21 protein-coding genes are annotated in these 20528 nt (G+C 70.4%); 6 read left to right on the top strand and 15 right to left on the bottom strand.

Translation table 11 applies throughout. The features are described 5' to 3' along the window. Positions 1-1260 (top strand): hypothetical protein, encoded by a 1260-nt coding sequence (locus tag BLS56_RS17415; protein WP_091451852.1) that lies wholly within the window; start codon positions 1-3, stop codon positions 1258-1260. A gap of 7 nt (positions 1261-1267) precedes the next feature. Next, entirely contained in the window at positions 1268-2005 is a 738-nt protein-coding gene (locus BLS56_RS17410) for an ESX secretion-associated protein EspG (protein ID WP_091451849.1), read from the top strand. A gap of 46 nt (positions 2006-2051) precedes the next feature. Here BLS56_RS17410 and BLS56_RS17405 read toward each other — a convergent pair whose 3' ends face one another. The 10 genes from BLS56_RS17405 to BLS56_RS17360 all read right to left on the bottom strand — a co-directional run bounded on the left by BLS56_RS17405 (position 2052) and on the right by BLS56_RS17360 (position 12168). After that, positions 2052-3272 (bottom strand): beta-ketoacyl-[acyl-carrier-protein] synthase family protein, encoded by a 1221-nt coding sequence (locus tag BLS56_RS17405; RefSeq protein ID WP_091451846.1) that lies wholly within the window; start codon positions 3270-3272, stop codon positions 2052-2054. Beyond that, the gene (locus BLS56_RS17400; protein WP_091451845.1) at positions 3272-3502 is read right to left on the bottom strand and encodes an acyl carrier protein; all 231 of its coding nucleotides are present in this window, start codon (positions 3500-3502) and stop codon (positions 3272-3274) included. The genes BLS56_RS17405 and BLS56_RS17400 overlap by 1 nt, the downstream gene beginning before the upstream one ends. Before the next feature lie 33 nt (positions 3503-3535). Continuing rightward, positions 3536-4510, bottom strand: coding sequence for a VlmB-like protein (locus tag BLS56_RS17395; RefSeq protein WP_091451842.1), 975 nt, complete (start codon positions 4508-4510; stop codon positions 3536-3538). 17 nt (positions 4511-4527) lie between these two features. Beyond that, positions 4528-5034 carry a hypothetical protein gene (locus BLS56_RS17390; protein ID WP_091451841.1) on the bottom strand — a complete coding sequence of 169 codons (507 nt, stop codon included), beginning with the start codon at positions 5032-5034 and terminating at the stop codon, positions 4528-4530. Between the two features lie 15 nt (positions 5035-5049). Next, a complete protein-coding gene (locus BLS56_RS17385) occupies positions 5050-5538 on the bottom strand; it encodes a type II toxin-antitoxin system RatA family toxin (protein WP_091451838.1) in 489 nt (162 codons plus the stop codon). Between the two features lie 3 nt (positions 5539-5541). Next, the gene (locus BLS56_RS17380; protein WP_091451836.1) at positions 5542-6828 is read right to left on the bottom strand and encodes an aspartate aminotransferase family protein; all 1287 of its coding nucleotides are present in this window, start codon (positions 6826-6828) and stop codon (positions 5542-5544) included. Positions 6829-6840: 12 nt separating this feature from the next. Next, positions 6841-7980, bottom strand: a complete 1140-nt coding sequence (locus BLS56_RS17375) for an acyl-CoA dehydrogenase family protein (protein WP_091451834.1) — start codon at positions 7978-7980, stop codon at positions 6841-6843. Positions 7981-8007: 27 nt separating this feature from the next. After that, positions 8008-9663, bottom strand: a complete 1656-nt coding sequence (locus BLS56_RS17370) for an aldehyde dehydrogenase family protein (RefSeq protein WP_228771719.1) — start codon at positions 9661-9663, stop codon at positions 8008-8010. Positions 9664-9781: 118 nt separating this feature from the next. Continuing rightward, positions 9782-11224: an MmgE/PrpD family protein gene (locus BLS56_RS17365; protein ID WP_091452403.1), complete on the bottom strand. Its 1443-nt coding sequence runs from the start codon at positions 11222-11224 to the stop codon at positions 9782-9784. Beyond that, entirely contained in the window at positions 11221-12168 is a 948-nt protein-coding gene (locus BLS56_RS17360; protein ID WP_091451831.1) for a diacylglycerol/lipid kinase family protein, read from the bottom strand. Before BLS56_RS17360 ends, BLS56_RS17365 begins: the two co-directional genes overlap by 4 nt. Before the next feature lie 204 nt (positions 12169-12372). On the opposite strand from BLS56_RS17360, the gene BLS56_RS17355 reads away from it, so the two are divergent. Genes BLS56_RS17355 through BLS56_RS17350 form a run of 3 tightly spaced genes read left to right on the top strand, consistent with a single transcriptional unit; the run spans position 12373 to position 14612 of the window. Continuing rightward, the gene (locus BLS56_RS17355; protein ID WP_091451828.1) at positions 12373-13374 is read left to right on the top strand and encodes a DUF2156 domain-containing protein; all 1002 of its coding nucleotides are present in this window, start codon (positions 12373-12375) and stop codon (positions 13372-13374) included. Between the two features lie 14 nt (positions 13375-13388). Then, the gene (locus tag BLS56_RS32795) at positions 13389-13523 is read left to right on the top strand and encodes a hypothetical protein (RefSeq protein ID WP_267463923.1); all 135 of its coding nucleotides are present in this window, start codon (positions 13389-13391) and stop codon (positions 13521-13523) included. Between the two features lie 18 nt (positions 13524-13541). Continuing rightward, positions 13542-14612: a fatty acid desaturase family protein gene (locus BLS56_RS17350; RefSeq protein WP_091451825.1), complete on the top strand. Its 1071-nt coding sequence runs from the start codon at positions 13542-13544 to the stop codon at positions 14610-14612. 388 nt (positions 14613-15000) lie between these two features. Here BLS56_RS17350 and BLS56_RS17345 read toward each other — a convergent pair whose 3' ends face one another. The 3 genes from BLS56_RS17345 to BLS56_RS17335 all read right to left on the bottom strand — a co-directional run bounded on the left by BLS56_RS17345 (position 15001) and on the right by BLS56_RS17335 (position 16879). Next, positions 15001-16176: a saccharopine dehydrogenase family protein gene (locus tag BLS56_RS17345; RefSeq protein ID WP_091451822.1), complete on the bottom strand. Its 1176-nt coding sequence runs from the start codon at positions 16174-16176 to the stop codon at positions 15001-15003. 129 nt (positions 16177-16305) lie between these two features. After that, positions 16306-16647, bottom strand: a complete 342-nt coding sequence (locus tag BLS56_RS17340) for a hypothetical protein (protein ID WP_091451820.1) — start codon at positions 16645-16647, stop codon at positions 16306-16308. A gap of 1 nt (position 16648) precedes the next feature. Beyond that, positions 16649-16879 (bottom strand): SCO4848 family membrane protein, encoded by a 231-nt coding sequence (locus BLS56_RS17335; RefSeq protein WP_091451817.1) that lies wholly within the window; start codon positions 16877-16879, stop codon positions 16649-16651. A 90-nt stretch (positions 16880-16969) separates the two neighbouring features. On the opposite strand from BLS56_RS17335, the gene BLS56_RS17330 reads away from it, so the two are divergent. Beyond that, entirely contained in the window at positions 16970-18277 is a 1308-nt protein-coding gene (locus BLS56_RS17330; protein WP_228771718.1) for a D-alanyl-D-alanine carboxypeptidase family protein, read from the top strand. A 13-nt stretch (positions 18278-18290) separates the two neighbouring features. On the opposite strand, the gene yhjD is transcribed toward BLS56_RS17330, so the two are convergent. Together yhjD and trpS are read right to left on the bottom strand one after the other, a co-directional pair. Further along, entirely contained in the window at positions 18291-19280 is a 990-nt protein-coding gene (gene yhjD, locus BLS56_RS17325) for an inner membrane protein YhjD (RefSeq protein ID WP_091451811.1), read from the bottom strand. Positions 19281-19497: 217 nt separating this feature from the next. Then, positions 19498-20520 (bottom strand): tryptophan--tRNA ligase, encoded by a 1023-nt coding sequence (gene trpS, locus BLS56_RS17320; RefSeq protein WP_091451808.1) that lies wholly within the window; start codon positions 20518-20520, stop codon positions 19498-19500. Positions 20521-20528 lie beyond the last annotated feature (8 nt).

Below are 20528 nucleotides of genomic sequence, written 5' to 3'. Positions count from 1 at the left end.
ATGACTCCGGGCGAACGGCACGTGCCGCAGCCGAATGCGCACTATCAGGGGCTCGAACACGAAAAGCTCGTGGAGATGGCCGCGAGTGCCCAGCCTGGCGAAGTCCGCACCCTGGCGGAGGAATGGAAGAAGGTCGGCGCCGAGCTGGCCAGGGCGGCCGAGGCATTGCAGCGGGCCGCGTTCGGCTCGGAGACCGGGTGGACCGGGCAGGCGGCCGACGCCATGCGCTACCGGCTCGGCCAGATCGCCGAGTGGAGTATGCGGAGCAGCGAGGTGTTCACGGCGGCGAGCCAGTCGATCGGCGAGCAGGCCGATGCCGCGCACCTGGCCAAGATCTCCATGCCCGAGCCGGTGCCGTACAACCCCGAGCAGATGGCCGCCGCCGCGGGTTCGGACCCGGCCAGGATGGCCGCGCTCAGCTGGCAGCTTCAAGAGCAGTTCGAGAAGAGCCAGGCCGCGCACAGCGAAGCCGTCCACGTGCTCAGTCAGCGCGACGCGGCGCTGGCGTCGACCGTGATCTCCCTGTCCGAACTCATACCGCCGCCCGTTCTCGACCCAGGCCCGGCCCCTGGTCCGGCCCCTGACCCCGGCGGGGATGGGGTGGGGAGACCTGCGCCGGTTCCCGTGGGGCCAGGTGGTGATTCCGGCGGCCGTCGGGGTGGTGGTGGCGACTCGGGCGGCGGTGACGGTGGCGGGCGGGATGTGGCCCCGCCGGAGTTCCGTGGTGGGCCGGGTGAGTCGGGGCGCCCCTTCGTCCCGCCGGACTCGGGGACTGACCCGGCTGGCGGGGGACGCGCACAGCAACCGGATGGTGGTTCCCTTCGGCAAGGTGGCGGTCAGAGTGTTGGCGCCGGTGGTCCGGCCATCGGGTTCGGCGGCGGGTTCGTGCCCGGGGGCGGAAGCTTCGGGGGCGGTCGCTCCGGCGTCAGGACGACCGGAGGCCGCGGTGGGTTCGGGGCTGGTGGGTTCGGGGCCGGTGGGCCGGGGGCCGGTGGGTCGGGGGACGCGGGCCGGGGTGCGGCCACCGGGCGTGGGGCGCCCTCGGGGATCGGGGCCGCGGGGGCCGATGCGGCCGCCGGGCGCGGGGGAACCGCTGCGGGGCGGGGCGCGGCGGGCATGGGGACGGGCGGCATGGGTGGCGCGCGCGGGCAAGGCGGCGAGGACAGCGAGCACGAGCGACCCACCTACCTGCAGGAGACCGACCCCAACGACCTGTTCGGGCCCGATGAGCTGACCGCCCCACCGGTGATCGGGGGCTGAGCGGGCGATGGCCACCCTGTCGCTGGCCGGTTTCGACGTGCTGTGGAGCGATCTCGGGCTCGGCGCAGTGCCGTTTCCGTTGGAGGTTCCCAGTCATGGGGACACGCTGGATGAGCGGGCGCGCATCAAAGCCGTGACCCACCGGGTGTTGGAGCGCGACGGGCTGGTGCGGTCCGGCAGGCCCGTGCCTGAACTTGAGGACGCGCTGCGGCTGCTCGCCGCGCCCCAGTTGGCTGTCAGCCTGGTCGTGATGCTCACCGCGGGTGGGGAGCGGCCGCGGAAGGCGTTGGCTGTTTCCCGTGGGCGGCAGGCGGTTCTGGCCGTGCAGCGGGAGCAGACCGTGCGGCTCAGCGAGGTGCGGGACACCGCTGTGATCATGTCGGTGGTCGATCTGGTGCCCGGGAACCGCCCCGGCCCGGGACGCTCGATCACGTTGTCCGCCAGCCGTCCTGTCGAGCCGGGCAACCTCATGCGGCCTGCGCTGGAGCAGGCAGGCGGGCCGGAGTCGCGGCAGCTCAAGGCGGTCCTGGAGCGGCCCCTGCTGCGCGCGGGAATCCTCGGCCTCACTTCGCGCACACCGCAGGGGAAACCGCGTCGCCTGCCCGGTGTCGTCTGGGTCGACAACGACCAGGGCCGCTACGCTCTCTCCGTCACCCGCGGCCCCGACGGCGCCGAGTGGACCACCCTCACCCCGGCCGACAACGCCCGGCTCGCCGCCCGGCTGGGCGAACTCCTGGCCACCTAAGAAGAACCCGGGCGGCGGCCCGCGAAACGAGGCCACCGCCCGGGTCTCATGCCGCCGCGAGGGCCAGCACCGCGTTCTGCCCGCCGAAGCCGAACGAGTTGCTCAGGACCAGCCCCTGCGACACCGGCGTGGCCGCCAGGGCCACATCGATGTCTATTCGCGGGTCGAGCATGGTCGTGTTCGCCGTGGGCGGGACCACGCCGTGGGTCATGGTGAGCAGGGCGAAGACCGCTTCCGCCGCCCCAGCCGCGCCCATCATGTGCCCGGTCACGCCCTTGGTCGAGGTGACCAGCGGGCGGTGCGGCAGGACCCGGGCGAGCACCTGCGCCTCGACCAGGTCGTTGAGCGGGGTGGAGGTGCCGTGCGCGTTGACGTGCACGACATCTCCCGTCGTCGCCCCCGCTTCGGCCAGGGCCGCGTCGATCGCGGCGCGAACGCCGCGGCCGTCGGGGTCCGGGGAGGTGACGTGGTGGGCGTCGGCGGTGGCGCCGTAGCCCAGCACCCTGCCCCGGACCCGCCTGCCCGCGGCCCGCGCGTCCGAAAGCCGTTCCAGGACCAGCACCGCCGCGCCCTCCGCGCCGACGAAGCCGTCCCGGTCGATGTCGAACGGGCGCGACGCCGCGGCCGGATCGTCCCGTTTGGACAGTGCGCCCATCCGGGCGAACCCGGCCATGGTGACCGGGTTCAGCAGGGCCTCGGTGCCCCCGGCCAGCACGATGTCGCACCGGTCGCGGGCCAGCAGGTCCCGGGCGATCCCGATCGCCGTGGCGCCCGAGGCGCACGCCGTCGCCACCACCATGTTCGGGCCGCGGGCGCCGAACTCCATGGCGACCTGGCCCGCGGCCATGTTGGACAGGTGCATCGGGAGCAGCAGCGGCGAGACCCACGCGGGGTTCTCCTCCAGCAGCACCCGGTGCTGGGCCTCGAAGGTCTCCGCGCCGCCACCGGCGCTGCCGATGACCACGCCGACCCGCGCGCCGTCCCAGGCGGCGGTGTCCAGTCCGGCGTCGGTCACCGCCTCCTTGGCCGCGACCAGCGCGAGTTGCACGAACCGGTCCAGTCGGTGCGCCCTGCGGCCACCGAGTAACGCCTCGGGATCGAAGCCCGGCACCCGGCAGGAGATCGACACCGGGTTCTTCGCCAGGACGGGGTCGTGGGCCGCGGCCGACCGGCCCGCCAGCACGGCCGCCCAGCCTGCTTCGACCCCGATCCCGCCGGGGGTGACCAGGCCGAGCCCGGTCACCGCGACGTCGCCGGGGCCCGCCATCAGACCGTCACGCTCCGCTCGGTCATCAGGGCGACGATCTCGCCGACTGTCTCGACCTCGATCAGCTCGTCGTCGCTGATTTTGAGGCCGAGTTCCTTCTCCAGCACCAGCGACAGCTCGACCACGGCCAGCGAGTCCAGCTCGACGTCCTCTTTGGACGCTTCCATGGTGATTTGGTCCGGGGAGACCTTGAGCTTGTCGACGAGGATGTTCTTGAGCGTCTCGAACACGGCGTTCTCCTTGTGTCTACTGGGATATCGGGTTCAGGCGGGGCCGGACAGCCAGTCGACGGGCAGGCCCATGTAGGTCATCCGCGACTCGGCCATCTCGTCGGTCCACCGCTCGGCCGCGTCGTAGCGCTCGTCCGGGGTGGTGTCGAGCATCCGCACACCGGGCCACAGCTCGTAGTCGCCGACCAGGTCGGCGTGCTGGTGCATCCCCTTCTGGAACAGCTCTTCGCGGTGGATGACGTACTCCCGGTCGGGCACCTCGTTCCAGAGCTTCCGCCCGCCCTCGAGGATTTCCAGCAGGCGCGGCTTGTACTCCGGGACTTTGATCAGGTGCTCGCGCAGGACGGAGCTGCCGACCACCAGATGGCGGATCTCGTCGATCGAGGTGCCCCGGGAGATCTCACCGGCGGCCGGGTCGAGCACGCCCCACTTGCGCTCGCTCAGCTCGGCCGCGGGCGCGAGGACGCCCTCGATGACGATGGTGAACACCGCCACGCCGCCGTAGAAGTCCTTGCGGTCGCGCACGATGTCGAGCGAGAACTCCTCGACCGGCGTCAGCACGCGCCGCCGGTACTCCGCGGTCATGTCCTCGATCTCGGCGAACAGCTTGTCCTGCGGCACACCGAGTTCGACCAGGTGGTTGCGGAACACGCGGGCGTGCCGGGCCTCGTCCATGAGCTGGGTGGCGAAGAACTCCATCTCCGGGATGCCCGGGGCGTTGGCCACGTAGTGCGCCAGCAGGCGGGTGGCCAGTTCCTCGGACAGGGCGCGGAAACCGAACTCCAGGATCAGCGCCTGGCGCAGCGGCCCGTCCTCGCGCATGAAGTCCGGGACCGCCGCGTCCGGGCCGTGCCCGCTGGCGCCCCGGCCGGCGAGGGTGCCCTGGGCGACCTCGGTGAACCAGTAGGCGAGGTCGCAGCGCTGCGCGGTGAGGGTGAGGTTCTTGGCCCCGTCGAGCAGTGTCGGCGCGGCGTCGAAATCCGCTTCTGGGGCAATGGACTGGGTCATCGCGACTCGGTGTCCTTTCAGCTCGCGGGTTGCGGTGTGGGCGATTCGGCGGTCTTCTGCCCGTGGCCTGCCGGGGCCTTCTGATCGATGCCGAGGTCGTCCAGCATCTTCTGGTAGGTGGGCTGGGCTTCCGGCTCGAACGGCAGCCCGAAGGGCTTCATGAAGTTGCCGAACAGGCCGCGGTCGCCGAAGAGGTGGAACGGGATGATGAGCAGCGCCCACTCGGGGCCGATCGTCAGGCACCACAGCAGGATCACCGCGCCCTGGGTGATGAAGCTGTGCATGACGTTGTAGAGCACGTAGTAGACCTTGGGCACCGGCCCGCCGTTGGCCTTCTTGTAGGCGATGGCGCCGGGCAGGTAGCCGATCACGTCGATGTAGAAGAATCCGGCCACCACGACCCACCAGCGCAGCTCGCTGAAGTTCGCGATCATCAGGCCGGTGACCACGGCCACGCCGAACAGGTACTCGGCGCGGTGCAGCTGGAAGGTCTTGGGCGTCTCGTAGGGGTTGAGCTGGTCCATTGTGGACTCCCGGGTCTACTGGCCAGGTGTGGCCGCTGCTGCGGGCTGGAGCAGGAGGTCGCCCGCGAAGGACACCTCCGGGAAGGAGCCGTCGATGGCCCAGGCCACCGTCTCCCGGATGACCCGCTCGGCGATCGGGTCGAGAATCCCCGCCATGGACGGGATGCCGAAGTCGAAATCGGCGGCGAACGCGACGGTCACGTCCGCGCCGTCCTGGGTGAAGGTCCAGGTTCCGGCGAAGGTGTCGAAGTCGCCGTCGTCCTGGGTGAAGGCCACTGTCAGCGCGTCGAGGTCGAAGACCTCGGCCTCGGTCCAGCGCAGCAGGCCGCTGCGGAAGTGCAGCTCCCAGCTTGAGCTGCCGGTGCCCGAGGGCAGGGTCTGGTGGACCTCGGTGGCGCGCACGTGCGGCGCCAGGTCCGGGTAGCGGTCGAACCGCACGAGCTCGGCGAGCACCGCCGCGGCGTCGGCTCCGCGCACTGTCGCTTCCAGGTCAACGTGTCGCACTGGTCACCTACCGCCTTCCGGCATCGTGGCCGAGCCCGTGACGAGGTCGCGGGTGGCCTGGTCTATCGCGGTCAACAGGAAGTCCACATCGGACGCGGTGAGGATCGCGGGCGGGGTGAACCGGACGACCGCGCTGCCGGTCATCGAGTGGTTGGCGACCACACCGGCGTTGAACAGCTCGGTCAGCAGCTCGCCTGCCAGGCCCGGCTCGATCAGCTCGATGCCGATGAGCAGCCCTTGGCCGCGCACCTCCTTGACGAGGTGGCCGATGTTGCGCTGGACGATCTCGGCGATCCGCGGCAGCAGCGCGGTACCCAGCTCCATTGCCCGGGTGACCAGCCGCTCCTCTTGCAGGGCCCGGATCGAGCCGCGCACGGCGGCCATCAGCACCGGCATCGCGGCGAAGGTCCCGGTGTGCAGGAACGGGTCCTTGTCGAACGGCTTGAACGCCTTGCGGCTGGCGATGGCCGCGGACACCGGCATGACGCCGCCGCCCAACGCCTTGCCCGCCAGCAAGACGTCCGGGGTGACGCCCTCCAGGTCGGCGCCCCACCACTCGCCGAGGCGGCCCATGCCGGTCTGCACCTCGTCCAGGATCAGGAAGCCGCCGTGCTCGCGCACCAGCGCCTCGACGCCGCGCAGGTATCCGGCGGGCGGGATCACGACGCCTGCCTCGCCCTGCACCGGCTCCAGGATCACCGCGACCTGGCCCGGGTGCGCCGACAGCTCGGCCGCCAGGGCGTCGAGGTCGCCGTAGGGCAGGTGGAGGAAATCGGGGATGAGCGGGCGGAACGGGCTCTGGTAGACGTCCTTGGCTGTGGCCGACAGCGCGCCGAGCGACTTGCCGTGGTAGCCGTTCACCATCGACACCGTGCGCTTGTACCCGTTGGCCCTGGCCAGTTTCAGCGCCGTCTCCACCGCTTCCGCGCCGGAGAGGGAGAAGTGCACCCGGTCCAGCCCCTGGGGCACGACCCCGCACAGCTGCTCCGCGGCCTCCGCGGCGGTGGGCTCCAGTAGGATGCGGGTGCCCATCGGGTTCTTGCGGAGCTGCCGCTCCACTTCGGACAGAACGATGGGGTGGCGGGCGCCCAGGATGAACACCCCGTAGCCGCCGCAGTTGAGGAACCGCTCGCCGTCGCTGGTGGTGATCCAGGCGCCGTCGGAGAGGTGTTCGACGTGGCTGCCGAGCAGTTCGGCCAGGGTCACCCTGCCCCGGCTGAGGTGGGCGCGGTAGAGCCCCAGGATGCGTTCGTCGCCAGCCGAGACCGGGGTGTCCGCCACTGCGGTCACGGTGATCTCCTTTCAGGCCAGGACGAGCGCGTCGCCCGCGCAGTAGGCGATCAGGGCTTCCGCGACGCTGGCGCGCGAGGGCGGGTGGAAGGCCAGCGGGCGCACCCCGGAGGCGAGCCGGGCACTGTCGGACGAGGTGATGAAGTCCAGGCCGCCCAGCAGTTCCAGCGCGGTCGCGGTCGACTCGGCGATGGCCTGCTGCGCGGCGAACCGGGCGACGAGCGCGGCCGCGACGGCCTCTTCGCCGTCCACCCCGTCGAGCACCGCGCGGGCCGCGCCCTCCAGCACCGCGAACGCCGACTCGACCTTGACCACGAGCTGGATCTGGTCGGTCGCGCTGCCCCGCCTGCGCTGCAATACCTTCTCCACCAGCGCGGCGGCGGCGCCCGCGTATCCGGAGGAGATCAGCAGCTCGAACCAGACGAATCCGGCCAGCTGCAACGCCTCCATCCGCTCCGGGTCTTCTTCGGTGGTGCGGATGATCAGGTCTTCGGGGACGAAGACGTTCTCCAGCCGCACCTCGTCGCTCTCGGCGGCGGCGAGGACGTCGTTGCCCCAGAACGGGTGCACCGAGATGCCGGGGCTGTCGGCCGGGATGATCGCCATCGCGAGTTCGGGCTCACCGGTCGGGCCCGGGACGGCGATGCTGGCGGTGAGGTAATCCATCGACTTCGACAGGCTGCACGGCTTCTTCGTGCCGCTGAGGGTGTAGCCGCCGGGGGCGGCGACCGCGGTGACCGCGGGCATCAGGATGTTCTGCTCGGTGCGTCCCTCGGCCCAGCCCGACGCCATGATCTTGCGGTCGGGCACGACGCTCTTGAGCACGTCGATCTGCGCGCCGGTCAACCGGCCCTCGGTCGGGGCGAGCGCGTAGAGGGTGGCGGCGGTGAAGTGGTGCATGGTCGCGGCGGCGGCCAGCGACGGCGACATCGAGCCGATGGCCCGCATGACCCGCACGGCCTGCACGGGGTCCGCGCCGTGGCCGCCGTGCTCGGTCGGCACCAGCAGGCCGACGCCGCCGTGCTCGCGGAACAGGTCGATGACCGGGCTGCCCGGGGCCTCGCGCTCGGCGAAGGTCAGCTCGCCCAACGCCTTGACCAGCCCGGGGTGGAACCGCTCGCAGACCTCGCGAGCGCTGTCGAGGGAACGCACGACAACCTCCAGAATCGTGTTCAGGGTTTAGGCGTCGCCAAAAACGGCTTGCCGGGGGCGGATTCCAGTGGCGACGCTCACGCCCTGCACGTGCGAGGTCTTGAGCATCGGGTAGTTGGCCTCGCCGAAGACGCCGCCGGTGAGGCCGGTGCCGCCGTGGCTGGGCAGGTAGGGCAGGAAGCCGATGTGCGAGTCGTTGATCTTGAGCAGGCCGCCGTTGACGACCCGCGCGACGAAGGCGTCGACGATCTCATCGGACCCGGCCCACAGCGAGTTGCGCAGGCCGTAGTCGTTGGTGTTGACGAACTCGATGAAGTCGTCCAAGTGCTCGCTGTCCCCGGCGGCGGCGGGCACGATCACCGGCAGCAGCGGGAAGAACGTCTCGTGCTTCACCATGTCCAGCTCGCGCGCGGTGGCCAGACCGTCCACTCGCAACACTGTCGGCTGGAGGAACACCCCGGTGTCCGACGGGGTGCCGTCGATCTCCATCCGGCCGCCGCCGCAGATCAGGACCGCGCCGTTGTCGGTCGCCTGGCGCTGCAACGCGAAGAACTTCTCCGCGCGCCGCACCGGCGACAGCAGCACGCCTTCCTCGTCCGGGTATCCGGGACGGATTTCCACGATCTGCTCGCGGATCTTGGCGATCAGCTCGTCGGCGACCTCGGGGTGGACCACCACGCAGTTGGGCACCATGCAAATCTGGCCGGAGCCGTAGAAGCACTCCAGGATCGCCTCGGTGGCCAGGTCGAGGTCGGCGTCCTTCCACACCACGATGGTGTCGTTGCCCGCCAGCTCCAGGATCGGCTTCTTGCCGTTGGCGATGCAGCGCTCCTGGAGTTTGAAGCCCTCTTCCGAGCCGCCGATGAAGAAGATGTCGTTCACCAGCGGGCTTTCCACCCAGCGGTCCATGGTCTGCTTGGGGTTGCTGCAGATCACGTTCAGCACGCCTGCGGGCGCGCCGACCTCGTCCAGCAGCGGCGCCATCAGGTCGCGACACAGGTACATGGTGCTCAGCGGGATGCTGCGCGGCGCGCGCACGACGACGGCGTTCCCTGCCATCAGCGGCAGCATCGCCAGCGCGGCGCTGGGGCCAGCGGCGTTCTGCGGCGGGTTGAAGCAGACCACGCCGTCGGGCTGGCGGCGCACGATGAGGCGGCGGCTGCCGTGCTGGAACTCGGTGTGCATCCGCTGCGCGTACCAGTCCAGGCTTTCCGGCCCGTAAACCTGTTGCAGGCAGCTCAGTTCCCAGCGCGCCAGGTTCACCGGGTGCGACTCGGCGACCAGCAGTTCCAGGAACGCGTCCTGGTTGTCGATCAGCGTCTGGCGGAACAGCCCGCCCAGGCGCATCCGGCGCTCCAGCGGCACCGCGGCCCATTCCCGGGCGGCGGCCGCGGCGGCTGCGGTGGCCTCGTCGATGTGCTCGGTGGTGGCGACTCCGCAGCGCCCGACGACGTACCGGTGCCGCGACGCGGCGTCGTCGGGGTTCTTCTCCAGGGCCCGCTTGAGGCTGATGCTGGTGAACACGTCCTCCAGCAGCGAGGCCGCGCTGGTGGTGTAGACCCAGCCGTCACCGGGGACGTCCTTGCCGCCGATGTACAGGTCGTAGCTGCGCAGCGGCGCGCCGCGGTCCTGCTCGCCCGTCCCACCGGAGCGCTGACTCGGGTCTGCCTCAAAAAGCATCATCTCATGCCCTTCCCGGTGGCGGGTCCGTCACAATTCGGGACGCGCATTCTTGCCCTGCGCGGTACAGGTCCGACTCTCGCAGAATCATCTGACCGCGCCCTGACAGGCGATTGATTGATCAGAAAAGCGCGGTGGCGAGCCATTCGCGCAGTTCGGCGACGCTCATCGAATCGAGTTTCACCGCGGCGCCTGCGACCTCGGCCGAACCGCCGACGGAAATGAACTTCTCGCGTATGAGCCACGCGTGCCGCTCCCGGGTGTCCGGACCCGCCGCGCCGAGCGGGATGGCGCGCTCAGCGCTTACCGTGCGGCCGTCAGTGAGCCTTACCGTGACGCGGGCAGGAGTGGCCTTGATGGCCTGGGCGAAGTCGCCCGTCGGCTCGGCCCCGGCCGCCAGCGCGACAAGCTCGTCGCCGCCGAAGGACCGCAGCCACGGCTCACCGGCGGTGCCCGCGTGCCGCAGCGCCTCGCCGAACGGCGCGTCGGAGGCGAACAGCGCGCGGGTCATCGCCGGGTCGTGCGCCAGCCGGACCCGCTCGGCCACGGCCCAGCGCGCCGGGTCGGCCGAAGCGGGCCGTTCGAGGTCAGCGGCGAGGAAATGCCCGGTCAGCAGCGCCGTCGCCACCGGATACGCCACGTTGAGCACCAGCGCGCCCAGGGCCGAGTCCGCGCCCGCGATGTAGCGGCGGGACGTTTTGTCGGCCAGCAGCGTGTACGCCGACGCCTCCACCAGCACGTCGGCGATCTCCTCGGCCAGGAACGGCCCCAGCTCGGCGGCGACGTCGATCGCGGCGTCGATCCCGGGGCCGCCCGGGTGCAGCTTGAACGACAGCGTCTCGGTGTGCCACCGCTCGCCGAGCCGGTGGTCGACCAGGTCGGGCAGCGGCACGGTGGCGAACCGGGCAAGGAACCCGTCCGGGTGCTCGATGATGTCGTCCGCGCCGCGCAGGCCCGCGCGGGCGGCGGCGCAGGCGTCGTTGGCGGCGCGGACCGGGGTCAGCGTGCACAGCAGGCGCGCGTCGCTGGCCAGGAACGCGCGCATCAGCGGCCAGTTCGGCATCGCGAAGGCCAGCGCGAACGCGTCGGTCCACACGTCGGCGTCCGCGCCCTCGCACTTGAGGCGGCCCGCGACCGTGCCCGCGAGGTGGGTGTGCAGGGCGCTCTGGCCGCGCAGCGGGCCGAGGGTGGCCGCCGCGGTGAGGCGCGCCGCGCACTCGTTGGCCGTGACCACGGCGGTGACCAGCGCCGCGCCGTCGCCGTCCCGCGAGAACGCCACCGGGACCGCGACCGTCGAGTTGGACAGGTGCCCGGCGTAGGCGGTGTCGTCCAGGTTCAGCCACGACCCGAGCCCTGCCAGCACCGCGGCGGCGGCGGCGCGGTCGTCCTGCGTCGGGGAGCCGAACGCGTCGACCAGCTTCGCGCCCAGCGGGTGCGCCGCGCCCGCGCGGATCGCGGCGAGCTGGGACAGGATCTGGCTGGCCGCCAGCTCGCGGACCCGGCCGGGGATGTCCTCATGCGCCAGCCCCGCCGCCCACTCCGACAGGCGGCGCAACCGGCTCACCACGAGCCAGCTTTCACCACGTCCGGGTCGCACCACACCGGCAGCGCGCCCGGCGAGACCCGCATCGACATGCCGGCGGCCACGTTCTGGCGCAGCTCGCCGTCGTGCTCGAAGACCAGCTGCTCGCCGTCGGTGCGCAGCACCTCGATGTGGCTGCCCCGGCCGTAGTAGACGCCGGGGACGCCGAGGTGGTCACCGCCGCGCACCAGGTCGGGGACCTCGGCCAGTGGCACCTGGTCGCTGATGACCACCACGTCGAGCAGGCCGTCGGCGAGCTCGGACAGCGGCAGCAGCAGGTACTGCCCGCCCCGGTAGCGCCCGCCGCCGACGTTGGCCAGGACAGTGCCGCCCTCGAACAGCGTCGCGCCGTCCACGACCACCCGGCCGGGGTACGGGGTGAACGCGGCGGCGGCGTCGGCGAGGGCCTTGGCGTAGCGGGCGCGGCCGGTGAGCGTCGTCCGCTTCGCGTAGACCAGGGCCTCGGCGACCACGCCGGAGCAGGCGCCGAGGAACACCAGCGCGCCGGTCTCGGCGAGCCGGGCAAGGTCGAGCCTGCGCCGCGCTGCGGTGCCGTCGAAAACGCTTGCCAGGGCCGCTGACCAGGGACGTTCCCCCCACAGCATCCGGTAGGCCGAGTTGCCGGTGCCGCCGGGGATGATCATGAGGGTGGGCTCGGCCGCGCCCGCCATCCCCTCGGTGACCTCGCGGACCGTGCCGTCGCCGCCGATCACCACGACCAGGTTCGGCGGGTGCGCCTCGGCGAGCGCGCGCTGCACGCTCTCGGTCGCCTCACCCTGCGACGACGTGACGTGCAACGTCGTCGGAGCGTGCGCGAGACAGCGTTGTCGGACACCCGACAGCAGGGCGTTCGACGCGCTGCCCGCCGTCGGGTTGGCGATCACCAGCACCCGGTTCGGGGCCTGGCTGGGCACTGTCCCGGTCATCGGCTCTCCTGACGTCGCGGGGGTTGCCGCCACACGCGATTCGCCCGTGAATCGCTGACGGGAAAACAATGGCGTCCGGTTCTGACAGCACCCTGACCATGGCCTGACAATTGCGCCTCCGGGACTTTCACGAGCATTTGTCGCGGTGTTCTACTGACCTTCGCCGCGACCAGACCCCATTGCGAAGGAAGAAAGGGTGCAACGGTGACGACCACAGTGAGCAGGACCGAAATCCCGGTGCTTGAGCAGATCCGGGCGCACACCCAGGCCGAGAACGCCTCGGCGTTCCTCGCCCTCAACGCGCGCACGGAGACCTTCACCAGCCCGCTGGCCGATGGCGCCATCGCCTACCGGCGCGCGGGCGGCTACCTCGTCCAGCTTGGCGGCGCGTTCGCGCCGGAGGCGGACTACGCGAAGCTGCTGGCGGCGTTCCTGGCGCACGCGAAGGCCGAAGGGCTCAAGGTCGTCGCCGTGCAGTTGCAGCGGCACGACGCGGAGATCTACGCGCGGCACGGGTTCACGGTCAACCAGATCGGCGCGTCGTGGGCGGTGTCGCTGCCCGAGTTCTCGTTGTGTGGCACCAAGTTCATGCAGTTGCGCAACAAGATCTCCCGGGCCTTCCGCAACGGTCTGGTCGTCGATGAGGTCACCGCGGCCGACCACGCCGACGCCGTCGCCGACATCGACCGGCAGTGGCTCGGGTCCAAGGGCGAGGACGCGCACCAGCTGGAGTTCCTCGTCGGCGAAATCGGCGGCGACGGCCAGCCGTACCGCCGGATGTTCCTGGGCACCATCGAGGGAGCGCCGGTCGGCTACATCTCTTACTCCCCGGTCTATGGCGCCCGGCACGGCTGGATGCACGACCTGAGCCGCCGCATCCCGCACGAGTCGCCCGGCATCATGGAGGCGATCAACTCCACCGCCATCGAGACCTTCCGCGGCGAAGGCGTGCCGTGGCTGCACTTCGGCTTCACCCCGTTCACCGGCTTGGACTCGGCCCAGGAGATCCCCGGCCACAACCTGGGCTTCCAGTGGCTGATGCACGCCCTGTTCGCCCAGGGCGCTGACCTGTACCCGGCGCAGTCGCAGCTGGCCTACAAGCAGAAGTGGGCGCCGTCGCTGGTGATCCCCGAGTACATCGGTTTCCAGGACCGGGCGTCCCTAGCCGGTTTCGCCCACGTTTTCCGCGCCTGCGGCGCGTTCTGAGAGGAAGCACCCGAATGTCCACAGAGGAATTGACGCAGGCCGCGGTCGGCGCGCTGTTCGGCATCTTCGGCGCCCCCGACGACCCGGCCGTCGCCGAGGCGGCCGACGACACCCTCGCCGCGCTGCACGACGCCCTCGCGGCCAACTGAGACGGAGAGAGCAACGCGATGCAGTCCCCGAACACCGTGGCGCCGGACCCCGTGCAGCTGTCCGCGCAGTCGGCCACCTTCACCGAGCTGCTCAAGCGGGTGAAGAAAGAAGGCCTGCTCGACCTGCGGGCAGGCTGGTACTACCGCAGGATCTCGCTGAACCTGGGAATGCTCGCGGCGGGCATCGCCGCGTTCTTCCTCGTCGGAGACTCCCCCTGGCAGCTGCTGGTCGCCGTGTGGTGCGGCCTCTGGTGCGCCCAGGCGTCCTTCATGTTCCACGACGCGGGCCACAAGTCGATGTTCCGCGCCCGCAAGTCCGCGACGATCGTCGGCTACACCCACGCCAACCTGGTCAACGGCTTCAGCTACGGCTGGTGGGTCAACCACCACAACCGCCACCACAGCCACCCCAACCACCTGTCCCTCGACCCCGACATCGGCCGCCGCACAGCGATATTCGACATCAAGCAGTACGCCACCCGGACCAGGGTGCAGCGGTTCATCGTGCGCCACCAGTCGATCCTGTTCTTCATCTTGCTGACCCTGGAGTCGTACAAGATGCAGAAGACCGCGGTGAAGACGATCGCCAAACGGGGCGAGCTCAAATCGCCGGTCCTGGAGTCCGCCCTGATCCTGGTGCGCCTCGCGATCTACCTGACCTGCCTGTTCCTGGTCCTCAACCCCCTGCTGGCCATCGGCTTCCTGGTCGTGCAGCAGGCGGTCATGGGCGTCTACTTCGGAATGATCTTCGCCCCCAACCACAAGGGCATGGAAATCCGCGACGGCGAGGAAGAAACCCTGGACTGGCTGGAGCGGCAGGTGCTGACTTCCCGCAACATCAACCCTTCGCCGTTGATGGACTTCATGTACGGCGGGCTGAACTACCAGATCGAACATCACCTGTTCCCCGCGATGCCGCAGAAGTCGTTACCCAGGGCGCGGCAGCTCACGATCGAGTACTGCAAGGAGAAGGGGATTCCTTATCACGAGCTGGGGTTCTGGGCTTCGTACAAGGAAGTCGCCACCTTCCTGCACGACGTCAGTGCTCCTACTCGCACTGGTGAGGTCACGTTCAGCCAAGCCGCTTGAGGGTTCCTGGAGGCCACCTTTCCTTGGGGAGGGTGGCTTTCGGGGCTGCTGGAATCTACTCGATGGGGGTGTTCCCGGGCTTTCGTGGGGTTGGCTGGCGAGCGTGGGTGCTGCCTGGCAGATGGGCCGGTGTCCTTGCTGCTCCACCCCATCGAGCAGTTGGCGAGCCTTGGGTGCGGTTGGCGGGTAGGCGGGTGGCAGGCCGCACCATGCCCGCGAAACCTTCATTCGCCGCCCCACAGCCCCACAGCTCCACAACAAAGCCCCACCCACCCTGGGGGCTGACCCCGTTCCAGTCTATCGCCGCAGGTCAGCGGGGGGAAGATGCACCGCCGCGCCTGTGGATAACTCGCGATCATCGAGGCGGGCGCTTGCGGAACCCGGCCGGTCAGCCCTCGCGGACGCTGAACTTGATGCCTGCCGCTATCAGACGTTCGGTCAGGGCGTCGCCCATGGCTACCGCGGTGGTCACCTGGCCTGAGGTTGGGGGTAGGTCGTCGAAGGCGAGGCACATGGCGGCCTCGCCGAGCATCTTGGATGTCTCGCTGTAGCCGGGGTCGCCGCCGGACACCTCGGTGACGACTCGTTTGCCGCCGCCCTCGCCGAGGAACACCACCTTGAACCAGGACTTGTCCCGCTTGGCCGCTGACGGGCCGTCGCCCGGCTTCTTTCGGCCGAGCAGCCAGTTTCGCGCGGGTGGCACTTGGGCGAGTGCGAGCAGGGCGGCCACGCCGCCGACGAGTCCGACCGCCACCGGGAGTTTCTTGATGGCGAGGTAGTGCCCGTAGCCGAACTCCGGCCCGTACCTGGGCAGCGCCCGAGCCGACCGCAGCACGATCTGGGGGTCGATCGTCGCGGCGGGCAGGGCCCATGCGCCCACCTTCTTCTCGTGGCGGGGTTTGCCGACCAGGCCGCGCACTGTGCGGCCCTGAGGTTTGCCCTCGGCTTGGCGCCGTTCCCTCGCTGCCCGCGCGCTCGCTCGCAGCCGGGAGAACGCCGTCACCGCCGAGTGGAATGTGCCCCCGGAGAACGCCGCGTTCGCGCTGGCGAACCCCTCCACCTTCAGCGGCGCCCCCTCGGGCAGGTGCTTCACCGTGTAGTAGACCCCGAGGTCGTACGGGATCGAGTCGAACCCGCAGCAGTGCACGAGCCGCGCCCCGCTGGCCACGGCCGTCTTGTGGTGGCGCAGGTACGTGCGGTCGACGAACTCCGGCTCGCCGGTCAGGTCCGCGTAGTCGGTGCCCGCCTGCGCGCACGCGGCCACCAGCGCGTCCCCGTAGTTGATGTAAGGCCCGACTGTCGTCACCACGACCCGGGCCGCCTCGGCCACCGCTTTGAGCGAGGCCGGGTCCTCCACGTCGGCGACCAGCAGGTCCATCTCCGCCAACAGCGGGTCGATGGCGGCCAGCCGCAACCGCACCTCGGCGAGCTTCCGCGCGTTCCGCCCCGCCAGCGCCCACCGCATCCGCGCGGGCGCGTTCCGCGCCAGGTACTCCGCGGTCAGCGCACCGGTGAACCCGGTGGCCCCGAACAACACGACGTCATACTTCCGGCCGGTAGGCATACCGCCAGATTACCCACCGGTAACCCGGCGCGGCCAGACGAACCGCAGCCCCCGAAAGGGGGATCGACGGAAGAAGACGGCAGGCGTGGCGGGGCGGAAGACTTCGCGAACTCTCGCCGACAGGGCGGGTCAGGTCCAGAACACCGCCAGGCCGATGTTGAGCACCAGCAGCCCGCCGAGGGTGGGGTTGAGCCAGGTGGGGGCGGTCTTCTTGGCGGTGAAGGCGAACGCCAGGCCCGCGATGGCGACCACGACCAGGAGCTTGATGCCCAGCTTCATGTGGTTGTAGTCGGCGTCGGTGAGTGGGGCGAGGCCCATCAGGGCGATGCCGGTGAGCAGCTGCAGGCCCGCCCCGTGCAGCCAGCCCTTGTTCACCACCGCGCGGTCACGCTGTTGCAGCAGGAACGCGCCCACCAGCGCGCCCATGCCCAGCAGGTGCAGGAAGACCAGTGACAGTCGGACGAACTCCACGTCAGCTCCTTCTCCGAGCGATCCAGGCCCGCCAGCCGATGACCCCGATGATGGTGCCGAACAGCAGGGACGCCGCGGTCAGCAGGGCATGGACGACGAAGAACCCGGTGGGCGCGCCGTCGGTCCACGATCGGGGGTCTGCCCAGATATTTTTGAGGAAGGTCGGCCAGATCACCCACGACCAGATGCCGAAGGCGAGCAGGAAAAGCGAGGCGCGGCGGGTGAGCGTCACACGGGCAGTATCCAGCGCGGACGCGACATTGCCACGTGTGGGTGACAGGGCGGATCGTGGCCGGATCGTGACAGGCCTTAATCTGCTGAGGTGCGCTTCGCAGCCCGCAGGTCCGTGCCCGCTCTTTTCGTGTCTCTGTGCGCCCTGATCGTCGCGGCTCTGCTCGCGACGCCCGGCGCCAAGGCAGCCCCGGGGGGGCCTGAGAAGGCCCAGCCCACCGAGGGGCAGAACAGCGCCCAGTGCCAGAACCACGACCGTCCGCCGCCGCCGGTGGACACCTCCGAGGAGCCGAAGCCGGGCGAGGTCAGCCCGCAGCCGCTCCCGGTGCCGGACGAGCCGGTCGGCGGGACCCGGATGGGCGAGTGCGGCCTGGTCCAGCCCGTTGGCGCGGACGCGGTCATGCCCGGTGACGTGACCTCGGCGTCCTGGGTGATCGCCGACATCGACACCGGCGACGTGCTGGCCGCGAAGGACCCGCACGCCCGGGAGCGGCCCGCGTCGTTGATCAAGACCCTGCTGGCGATCGCCGTGGTGCGCGAGTTGCGCCTGGACGAGGTGGTCGAGGGCACCCAGGAGGACGCCAACCAGGAGGGCACCAAGGTCGGGGTCGGCCCTGGCGGCAGCTACACCGTCCGCCAGCTGCTGTTCGCGCTGGTCATGCGGTCGGGCAACGACGCGGCGCACGCGCTGGCCCGGCAGCTCGGCGGGCTGCCCTCGGCGCTGGAGAAGATGAACGCCCTGGCCAAGGAGCTGGGCGCGCTGGACACCCGCGCGGCCACCCCGTCCGGCCTGGACGGGCCGGGCATGAGCACCTCGGCCTACGACCTGAGCCTGGTCTTCCGCGCGGCGATGAAGCACAAGGAGTTCGCCGAGGCCATCTCGACCAAGTCGATCGACTTCCCCGGCTACGGCAGCAGGCCCGGCTACAAGGTCAACAACGACAACCGCCTCCTCGGCCGCTACCCCGGCTTCCTCGGCGGCAAGACCGGCTTCACCGACGACGCCCGGCACACCTACCTGGGCGCGGCCAAGAAGGGCCAGCGGCGGATCTCGGTGGTCCTGCTGCGCGGCGAGTCGAACCCGGCCCCGCTGGCCGAGCAGGCCGCCAAGCTGCTCGACTACGGCTTCGCGCTGGCCGACGAGCGCGCCAAGCCGGTCGGCAAGCTGGTCGACCACGCGCCGGAGGCGCAGCCCAAGCAGAACACCGGCCTGGGCAGCGCGGCCGCGACGGACCAGCAGGCGGCCGAGCGCCAGGTGGCCGACGCGCAGCGTTCGGCGTTCGGCACCTACGGCGCCCCGCTGGTGGTCCTGGCGGGCGTGGCGGTCCTGGTCTCCTTCGCCCTGTGGATCCGCCGCAAGCGCGCCAAGGCCGCCCGCGCGGCCCGGATGGCGGGCTGACCGACCACGGGGCTCAGGGTTTGCGTCGGGGCCGCAGCGCCCACGCCAGCACGGCCCCGACGCCGACGAGCCCGAGCGCGTCGCCGACCCGCGGCGCGCCCGAGACCGTCACCGCGGGCCGGATCACCGCGGGGGGCGGCGCGGGCGGCGGCTCCTCGACGATGTTCTCCTTGGCCGTCGCCGTCCACGCGGTGACGAACAGCAGGAACCGCGACACCAGGTTCGCGAACACCAGCAGACCCACGATCGGCCCCACCAGCGCGCCGAGCGGGCCGCCGAGGACGCTGTTGAGGTAGACCGTCCCGATGAGCTTGAGGATCTCGAAGCCGATCGCCGCGGCCAGCGCGCCGCGCATGGCGCTGCGGGCGCTGACCGAGGTGCGCGGCAGGCGGGAGATCACCCAGAGGAACACCAGCCAGTTCGCGCCGAGGGACAGCGCGGTCGCGACGAGGAACAGCAGGACCTTGGCCCACCCGTAGCCGTCGAGGCCGACCAGTCTCAGCAGCAGGTCGGCGAGGCCGCTGCCCGCGGCGCTGAGGCCGAAGGAGACCACCATCGCCGAGCCGAGGCCGAGCAGGGCGAGCAGGTCGACCGCGGTGCCGCGCAGGAACGACTGCCGCACCGGTTTCTGGCCCCACTGCGCGGTCAGCGCGTCGCGGAGGTTGCTCATCCAGCCCAGGCCGGTGTACGCGGCGGAAAGCAGGCCGATGACGCCGACCGCGCCGCGCTGCTCGACCGCGGTTTTCACCAGGTCGGTGAGCAGGCCGCGCAGGTTGCCGGGCGCGGACTCGGTGATGCTCTCCTGGAAGGACTCCAGCGTGTCCGGCTGGCCCGCGAGGACGAAGCCGAGGACGGCGAACCCGATGAGCAGCAACGGAAACAGCGACAGGACGCTGAAGTAGGTGATCGACGCGGCGAAGTGGTTGCCGTACCGCTCGGTGAACGCGTCGTAGGCTCTGATCAGGTGGTCGATTCCCGGCCTGCGTTCACGTAGTCGGGCCATCTTTGACTCGTTTGGGGTCCCCGTCACGAGTGAAAGCTAAAGGTCGCGGCGACTCCCCGCAACGCGAATCCACTTCGGATTCCCGGACACCTTCGAGTGACAGCGCTTCCGCGGCCGAAAACCCGGGTTAACGTTGGATTCCAGCCCGTTTTCTCCAGCGTTCCGCCGCGGAAGGGATAGCGATGCCACAGCTGTTCCGGCGGCGCAGGGCGCCACCTCAGCGCAGGAAGCCGACCTTGTCGTACACCCGGGACAGGGTGGCCGCGGCGACCTCGCGCGCCCGTTCCGCGCCGCGGCGCAGGATCTTGTCCAATTCGGCCGGATCGTCCAGATAGGACTTGACCTGCGCGCGCACTGGCGTGACGAACTCGGCGACGACCTCGGCGAGATCCTTCTTGAGGTCGCCGTATCCCTTGCCGTCGTAGGCGTTCTGCAAGTCCGCGATGCCGCGGTCGGTCAACGCGGAGTAGATGCCGAGCAGGTTGCTCACGCCCGGCTTGTTCTCCGGGTCGAACACGACCTCGCGGCCCGCGTCGGTCACCGCGGAGCGGATCTTCTTGGCCGACACCTTCGGGTCGTCCAGGAGTTCGACGATCCCGCCCGGACTCGACGCCGACTTGCTCATCTTCGCCGACGGGTCTTGCAGGTCGAAGATCTTGGCGGTGTCCTTGAGGATGAACGGCTCCGGCGGTTGGAAAGTCTTGCCGAACCGGGAGTTGAACCGCTGCGCGAGGTCGCGGGTCAGTTCAAGATGCTGGCGTTGGTCTTCGCCGACCGGCACATACTGCGGTCGGTAAAGCAAGATGTCCGCAGCCTGCAAGACGGGGTAGGTGAACAATCCGACGGAGACCATCGCCTGCTTGGCCGACTTGTCCTTGAACTGCGTCATCCGGCTCGCCTCTCCGAACCCGGTGAGGCACTGCATCACCCAGCCCAGCTCCGCGTGCTCGTGCACCTGGCTCTGCGCGAACAGCGTGGCCCGCTCCGGGTCGAGGCCGAGCGCGAGCAGCTGCGCCGCCGAGGCCCGGGTGCGCTTGCGCAGCAGCTTCGGGTCGTGCTCGACGGTGATCGCGTGCAGGTCCGCGAGGAAGTAGAACGCGTCGTGGGTCTCCTGCAGCGCGACCCACTGCCGCACGGCGCCGAGGTAGTTGCCGAGGTGGAACGAGTCGGCGGTGGGCTGGATGCCGGACAGGACGCGCGGCTTGCGCTCCGGCGGGGTGCTGGCTGGCTCGGTCGACACGCGTCGAT

Origin of the sequence: Actinokineospora iranica, from assembly GCF_900101685.1 — a bacterium.
GTDB lineage: Bacteria > Actinomycetota > Actinomycetes > Mycobacteriales > Pseudonocardiaceae > Actinokineospora > Actinokineospora iranica.
The sequence above is the reverse complement of the archived record's forward strand: the minus strand, read 5'-3'. Positions and strand labels throughout refer to the sequence as shown.

Bases quoted from the DNA above. Each gene is read 5' to 3' on its own strand.
- BLS56_RS17415 (WP_091451852.1), top strand. From the start codon at position 1: ATGACTCCGGGCGAACGGCACGTGCCGCAGCCGAATGCGCACTATCAG.
- BLS56_RS17410 (WP_091451849.1), top strand. From the start codon at position 1,268: ATGGCCACCCTGTCGCTGGCCGGTTTCGACGTGCTGTGGAGCGATCTC.
- BLS56_RS17405 (WP_091451846.1), bottom strand. From the start codon at position 3,272: ATGGCGGGCCCCGGCGACGTCGCGGTGACCGGGCTCGGCCTGGTCACC.
- BLS56_RS17395 (WP_091451842.1), bottom strand. From the start codon at position 4,510: ATGACCCAGTCCATTGCCCCAGAAGCGGATTTCGACGCCGCGCCGACA.
- BLS56_RS17390 (WP_091451841.1), bottom strand. From the start codon at position 5,034: ATGGACCAGCTCAACCCCTACGAGACGCCCAAGACCTTCCAGCTGCAC.
- BLS56_RS17370 (WP_228771719.1), bottom strand. From the start codon at position 9,663: ATGATGCTTTTTGAGGCAGACCCGAGTCAGCGCTCCGGTGGGACGGGC.
- BLS56_RS17360 (WP_091451831.1), bottom strand. From the start codon at position 12,168: ATGACCGGGACAGTGCCCAGCCAGGCCCCGAACCGGGTGCTGGTGATC.
- BLS56_RS32795 (WP_267463923.1), top strand. From the start codon at position 13,389: ATGTCCACAGAGGAATTGACGCAGGCCGCGGTCGGCGCGCTGTTCGGC.
- BLS56_RS17350 (WP_091451825.1), top strand. From the start codon at position 13,542: ATGCAGTCCCCGAACACCGTGGCGCCGGACCCCGTGCAGCTGTCCGCG.
- BLS56_RS17345 (WP_091451822.1), bottom strand. From the start codon at position 16,176: ATGCCTACCGGCCGGAAGTATGACGTCGTGTTGTTCGGGGCCACCGGG.
- yhjD (WP_091451811.1), bottom strand. From the start codon at position 19,280: ATGGCCCGACTACGTGAACGCAGGCCGGGAATCGACCACCTGATCAGA.